The following is a 6,596-nucleotide window of genomic DNA, read 5'->3' on the forward strand; positions in this document are numbered from 1 at the left end:
GGAGGGATCCGTTCACAGCTCGACCCGGAACGCGCGCCAGCAGCGCTGGCCAAGCGGGCGCGCGCGCCGGCACGGTGCCGCACCGGCGCGCGCATCGCAAGCCTCAGTTCACCAGGACCCAGTCGCCGTCCCGGATTTCCAGCATCCGGAACGCGGACAGGTCGAGCCCCAGGTGGTCGTCGGCGCTCATGTTGACCTCGCCGGCGGTGCCGATGAAGCCGGTGATGTTCTCCAGCGCGTCGCGCACGGCGGCCGGCTCGGCGCTGCCGGCGGCCTCGACCGCCGCCTTGTACATCATCAGGCCGTCATAGGCGTGGCCGCCGAAGGTCGAGACCGAGCCCTCGCCGTGCACGGCTTCGTAGGTGGACTTGTAGCCCATCACGATCGGCCGCTGCGGGTCGTCCATCGGCAGCTTCTCGGCCACCAGCAGGGCGGCGGCGGGCAGGCGCACCCCCTCGGCGGCGTCACCGGCCAGTTCGATGAACTTCTTCGAGGCGACGCCGTGCGACTGGTACAGGGGCACCTCGAATCCCAACTGGGCGAAGTTCTTGGTGACGATGGCCGGGCCCTGGCCGAAGCCCGGGTTGACCACGGCCTCCAGGCCCTCGGTGTTCTTGATCTTGGTGAGCTGGGCGACCATGTCAGTGTCGCTCGGCGCATAGGTCTCGTCGGCGACGATCTCGACGCCGTAGTCGGGGCCGACGTCGAGGCATTGGGCGCGCATGGACTTGCCGAAGCCGCCGGTGCCCGAGATCATGCCGACCTTGGTGATGCCGCGCGCCTGCATGTCCTCGAAGATCTTGCCGCAGGCCATGCGGTCGGTGTGGGGGGTCTTGAACACCCACGGCTTGACCGGGTCGATGATCACGACGCCGCCGGCGAAGGAGACGAACGGAATCTCGGCCCGCTCGACCAGCGGAATGACGGCCATCGTGGTGCCGGTCGTGGACCCGCCCAGGATGACGTCGACCTCGTCCTCTTCCAGCAGGCGCTTGGCGAAGGTGCGCGCCTTGTTGGCGTCGCCGCCGGTGTCGTAGTGCACCAGTTCGAGCTGGCGGCCGCCGACGCCGCCCGCGCCGTTGATGCGGTCGATGTACATTTCCAGCGTCTTGAGTTCCGGGTCGCCCAGGAACGACGCCGGGCCGGTCACCGCCAGGAACGAGCCGACGCGGATCGGGTCGTCCTGAGCTTGCGCCGTTGCGGCCGCGCCGAACGTGGCGGCCAGTGCCGCCCCGCCCACCAAAAGCCCTGTGGTCATCCGTTTGAACATGAAACCGTCCTCCCCTGTTGTGCGGCGAGACTGCCGTTTTGTTTGGTCCGATGTGTCCCGGCCGGGCGGTGGTTCGTTTGCCGGACCACACATTTCCCCGGACGGTGATAGCCCAACGGAGTCGTTTCGGAAACAGTATCGTCACGAAACGATCACCAGGGGGCCAAGCGAAGACCATAACGGCTTGGCGGGTATCCCGGAAGCCTTCTGTGGCGAGCGGGCAGGGCAATCGGGTGAAGGCACCTTTGTCGAAATGCAGGATTGGGTAGGGCGGGTTCGCGCCAAAGGCGCAACCCGCCGCATCGGCGCTACACGGATATCAAGACCAGCAGGGTGACATTTTGATGTGTGAGAGCCCATCCGGAAAGTCTCGAAGACCACAATATGTGGGGTGCGGGTCCCCAGAACGAGCACCGTCAGTGGTACCCATAAGGGCTTTCCAGACAGACACTGAGGTTAGAGTGAGGCGGGTTGGGTCACGACTGAGATGGATCCTATGGGCGTTGGCTACGCTTATGGAATGGCGGACGATGAGCCGATTTCTGGTGCCGGCCGCAATTGCGGTTGCCTTGCACGGCTGTGGAGAGGGGGAGATCGCGCGACCCGATGGACCAACCGTCTCCCATTCCGACGGTTGGTCGGTTGTTGTGCCGGACTCAGCGACATTTTCTGAAACAGCGGACGGCTTCTTGATCCGCCCGCACGGTGACGAGACGCGGCGCTCCGCCGACATCATCACGGTTGCGCGTCACTCTGGACACGCTCAGCGGGAGGGCTGGGCGCAACGGGACATCGGCGGGGCCGTGGCGCGGTATAAGGTCGAGATGTCAAACGGCGGCTCGGGCGGCGCCGAGTATCGGGTGACGATCGTTAAGCCTTTCTGCGGGGACATGCTGACGCTTGAGCAATCCCGTCAGCGCGAATTTGGTGGTGAACCTGATTTTTCCCTGGCCTGGGGTGTGATCGCGGCGGCGCGTTGTCAGGATGGCGGGTGAGGATAAAACCCGGGGTGTGGCCGCACTCACCCGGCGCGATCCCACACGGGCGCGCACGCGGCGATGCGGGCAGCGATCGGGCAGTCCGGACGATGGGCGCCGGGGAGCACGGCAATGCTCATCAGGAACTCGTTGACCACCTCCGGCCCGGCGAACCGGAACGTTGCCTTGAAAAGGCGCACCCATTCGTCCAGGTCGCGCGGGTGATGCGCCGTGATCCAGGCGGCGAACCCGCCATGCGACTGCCGCAGCGCCTGGACGCGCCGGGCGTTCTCGATCACCGCGTCGATCTTGCGGCGGTTGCGGATGATGCCGGTGTCGGCCAGCAGGCGGGCGCGGTCGGCGTCGTCGAAGGCCGCCACCCGGTCGACGTCAAAGCCCGCGAAGGCGGCGTTGAGCGCCGCGCGCTTTTTCAGGATCAGCAGCCACGACAGGCCGGCCTGGAAAATCTCCAGGCACAGCCGTTCGAACAGGACCGTCTCGTCCGTGACGGGAAAGCCGTACTCGGTGTCGTGATAGGGACCGTGCCAAGTGTGCCCGGGGGCGACGTCGCAATACCAGCTCACACCGCGCCCCCGTCAGGTCACGCCTGTTCTAGTTCCACCAGCGTACCGGTGAAGTCCTTCGGGTGCAGGAACAGCACCGGCTTGCCGTGGGCGCCGATCTTCGGCTCCCCGTCGCCAAGCACGCGCTTGCCCTGGGCCTTCAGGGTGTCGCGCGCGGTCAGGATGTCCTGGACCTCGTAGCAGACATGGTGGATGCCGCCCGACGGGTTCTTGTCGAGGAACGCCTGGATCGGCGACTTCTCGCCCAGCGGATGCAGCAGCTCGATCTTGGTGTTCGGCAGTTCGATGAACACCACGGTCACGCCGTGGTCGGGCTGCGGCACCGGGTCGGAGACCTTGGCGCCCAGGGTTTCGCGGTAGTTGGCCGCGGCGGCCTCCAGGTCGGGAACCGCGATGGCCACGTGATTCAACTGTCCGATCATCACTCTGGATCCTTTCCTGTCTCAGTCCTGTCTCACGTTGGGTCTGTCTGGGCTGCCTCATATGCGGACAACATGGATATCGGTCACCGGCCGCCGGCTCTGGCTGTCCCGGAAGAAGCGGCTGACCACGCGGCGGGCGCTGTCCACCACCTGGCCGTCATCGTCCAGGGCGCGCCGGTCGAGGCGATCGACGGCCGCGCGAATCTGGCCGATCAGGGCATTGAGGTCGTCCCCATCCTCCTCCGGGTCCAGCAGGCCGCGCGCGCTGACCATCGGTTCGGCCGCCAGCCCGCCCTTGCCGTTCAGCACCAGCGTGACCGTGGCCACCCCGTTGATCATCATGCGGCGGCGGTCCCGCAGCATCTGACTGGACATGGGGACGAGACGGTCGCCGTCCAGGGCCAGAAGGCCGGTATGAACCTCATCGATCACGCGCGGCGGCTCGGCATCCAGGCGCAGCATGTCGCCGTTCTGGATGATGGCCACATGCCGGGTGCCGCAGGCCCGGGCGACGCGCGCGTGCTCGCGCAGGTGCATCGCCTCGCCGTGAACGGGCACGGCCACCCGGGGCCGCACCAGGCGGTACATCTCCTCGACCTCCTCGCGCGCCGGATGGCCGGAGACGTGCACCGGCGCATCCCGGGAGGTGATGATCTCGACCCCTTTCTCCGCCAACCGGTTCTGCATGGTGAAGATGGCCCGTTCGTTGCCCGGGATGACGCGGGACGAGAAGATCACCGTGTCGCCCTCGCCCAGGCCGACCGTGCGGTGGCTGCCGCTGGCGATGCGCGGCAGCGCCGCGCGCGGTTCGCCCTGGCTGCCGGTGCAGACGTACAGCACCTTGTCCGCCGGCAGCGCGGCCGCTTCGTCCTCGCCGAGGAAGGCCGGGATGTCGGCCAGATAGCCGCACCGTCGCGCCGTTTCGTTCATGCGCCACAGTGAGCGCCCGACCAGCGCGGCGCGGCGGCCGTTCTCGCGGGCGGCGATGGCCACGCTTTCCATCCGTGCGACGTTGGACGCGAAGCAGGCCACCGCCACCTGGCCGGTGGTGTTGCGGCCGACCACCTCGATCAGGGTCTTGCGGACGTCGGCCTCGGAGCCGGAATGGCCTTCGGTGAAGATGTTCGTGCTGTCGCCGATCATGGCCAGCACGCCCTCGTCGCCGAGCCGGCGCAGGGCCTCCGTATCGGCGGCCGGCCCGACCAGGGGATGCGGGTCGAACTTCCAGTCGGCCGTGTGCAGCACGATGCCGGCCGGGGTGCGGATCACCACCGCGTTCGGCTCGGGAATCGAGTGCGTCGTGCCGATGAACTCCAGATTGAAGGACCCGACCCGGAAGGGGGCGCCGATGGGCACCTCGTGCACCGGCACCTCGCCGGCGAGGCCTTCTTCCTCCAGCTTGACGCGCAGGAAGGCGGCGGCGAACGGCGAGGCGTACACCGGCTTGCGCAGCCAGGGCCAGAGATACGTGACCGCCCCCAGGTGATCCTCGTGGGCGTGGGTGAGGACGATGCCGTCCAGCGCCTCCAGGTTATCCTCGATGAACGCGGGATCGGGCATCATCACGTCGATGCCCGGCGTCGTCTCGTCGCCGAAGGTGATGCCGAGGTCGACCATCAGCCACCGTCCCTGAGACCCGTACAGGTTCAGGTTCATGCCGATTTCCCCGGTCCCACCCAAGGGGACAAAGACCACGCCGTCCGGCACGTCCGTGCCGGGCGAGTCTGTCATGGTTCGTCCTTTCTTGCGTGTGTGCTTGTGTGTGTCGTGTGCGTCAGGTTTGCCTTTGCTGCTGGCGGGCCGCGTTGCGGCGATGAATCTCGCGCAGACCCCGCAGGGTCAGGTCGTTGTCCAGATGATGAATGACATCGGTGGCCTCGGTAAAGAGGGATGCCAAACCGCCCGTCGCGACGACCGTCATGGGCTCGCCGAATTCCTGCTGGATGCGCGCGGTCAATCCCTCGATCATCGACACGTAGCCCAGGAAGATGCCCGAGCGCATGGCGGAGACGGTGCCCTTGCCGATGACAGATTTGGGCCGACCCACGGCCACCCGCGGCAACTGGGCGGCGGCCATGTGCAGGGCCTCCAGCGAGAGGTTCACGCCGGGGGCGATGACGCCGCCGCAGTAGTTGCCGTCCGCGTCCACCACGTCGAACGTCGTCGCCGTGCCGAAATCGAGCACGATCAGCGGCCCCGGATAGGACTGGTGCGCGGCGACCGTGTTCACCAGACGGTCGGCGCCGACCTCCTCCGGGCGGTCCACCAGGATCTCGAACCCCAGGTCCACATCGGGTTCCCCCACCACCAGGGGCGGGGCGGAAAAGTAGCGGTGGCACAGCACGCGCAATTCAAACACCGCCGAGGGCACCACCGAGGCGATGATCGAGTCGTTGATGACCGTGGGCTCCAGGCCCTTGATGGCCATGAGCTGGGTCAGCCACACGCCCATCTCGTCGGCGGTGCGGCCGGACTTGCTGGCGGCGCGCCATTCGCACCGCTTGTCGTCGCCGTCGTAGACCGCGAAGACGGTGTTGGTGTTGCCGCAGTCGATGGCCAGCAGCATGGCTACGCGTCTCCCTGCCGCGCCGGGAAAAACACATCACCGGCGAGGATCGTGCGCATGGCGCCGCCGGGGTCGCGGATCATCAGCGCGCCGTCGGCGGCCAGCCCCGCGAACACACCGGTGACCGTCTCCGCGCCCAGGCGCACCCGCACCGGGTCGCCGACCCCGTGGCCGTGCCGCCGCCACGCCGCGCGCACGGGGGCGAACCCCTCGGCCCGCCAGCGCCGCACGCCCTCGGCGAGACGGGTCAGCAGCGGTGGCAGAAGGTCCTCCGGCGCCAGCACGCCCAGGCCATGCGCATTGAGCGTCGTGGTCGGGTACAGCACGGCGTCTGGCGGCGGCGCCGTCGCCACGTTGACCCCCATCCCCAGCAGGACCCAGGTCCGGTCGTCGGAGTCGCGGGCCGACTCGGGCAGCAGCCCGGCCACCTTGGCCTGGTCCAGCAGCAGGTCGTTGGGCCACTTCAGGCGCGCCCGGTCCTCGAATCCCAACTGCCCCAGCGCCTCGGCCAGCGCCACGCCGCCCAGGAAGCCGATCTGCACGCCCACGCGCGGACCCTCCGGGCACGGCAGCGCCACCGTCACATACAGGTTGCCGGGGGGGCTCGTCCAGGGGCGACCATGGCGGCCACGTCCGCCGGTCTGCTCGTCGGCGTGAACGACCAGGGCGCCATCGGGCCAAACGGGGCTGCCCTCGCCGGCCTCCAGCAGGGTGCGCGCCACCGCCTGGGTGCTGTCCACCACCGGGCGGTGGACCAGCCGCCAGCCGGCCGGCCCC

Annotated in this window: 7 protein-coding genes; 1 reads left to right on the forward strand and 6 read right to left on the reverse strand. The window is 68.2% G+C overall.

Features of this window, described 5'->3' with window-relative positions; all coding sequences use genetic code 11:
* Positions 1-103 precede the first annotated feature (103 nt).
* Positions 104-1,270, reverse strand: a complete 1,167-nt coding sequence (locus tag Q0309_RS12020) for an ABC transporter substrate-binding protein (protein ID WP_299441107.1) — start codon at positions 1,268-1,270, stop codon at positions 104-106.
* 530 nt (positions 1,271-1,800) lie between these two features.
* On the opposite strand from Q0309_RS12020, the gene Q0309_RS12025 reads away from it, so the two are divergent.
* Positions 1,801-2,265, forward strand: coding sequence for a Tsi3 family protein (locus Q0309_RS12025; protein WP_299441110.1), 465 nt, complete (start codon positions 1,801-1,803; stop codon positions 2,263-2,265).
* 26 nt (positions 2,266-2,291) lie between these two features.
* On the opposite strand, the gene Q0309_RS12030 is transcribed toward Q0309_RS12025, so the two are convergent.
* The 5 genes from Q0309_RS12030 to Q0309_RS12050 all read right to left on the reverse strand — a co-directional run.
* Positions 2,292-2,831, reverse strand: coding sequence for a DNA-3-methyladenine glycosylase I (locus Q0309_RS12030; protein WP_299441113.1), 540 nt, complete (start codon positions 2,829-2,831; stop codon positions 2,292-2,294).
* A gap of 17 nt (positions 2,832-2,848) precedes the next feature.
* Positions 2,849-3,253, reverse strand: coding sequence for a methylmalonyl-CoA epimerase (gene mce, locus Q0309_RS12035; RefSeq protein WP_299441116.1), 405 nt, complete (start codon positions 3,251-3,253; stop codon positions 2,849-2,851).
* A 57-nt stretch (positions 3,254-3,310) separates the two neighbouring features.
* Positions 3,311-4,984, reverse strand: a complete 1,674-nt coding sequence (locus Q0309_RS12040; protein WP_299441119.1) for a ribonuclease J — start codon at positions 4,982-4,984, stop codon at positions 3,311-3,313.
* Between the two features lie 43 nt (positions 4,985-5,027).
* Complete coding sequence (locus tag Q0309_RS12045) at positions 5,028-5,819, reverse strand: type III pantothenate kinase (protein ID WP_299441122.1); 792 nt, start codon at positions 5,817-5,819, stop codon at positions 5,028-5,030.
* Positions 5,820-5,821: 2 nt separating this feature from the next.
* Positions 5,822-6,596 (reverse strand): biotin--[acetyl-CoA-carboxylase] ligase (locus Q0309_RS12050; protein ID WP_299441125.1); only part of this gene is annotated, 775 nt, incomplete at its 5' end.

The sequence above is a fragment of the uncultured Rhodospira sp. genome, assembly GCF_937138205.1.
Lineage (GTDB): Bacteria > Pseudomonadota > Alphaproteobacteria > Rhodospirillales > Rhodospirillaceae > Rhodospira.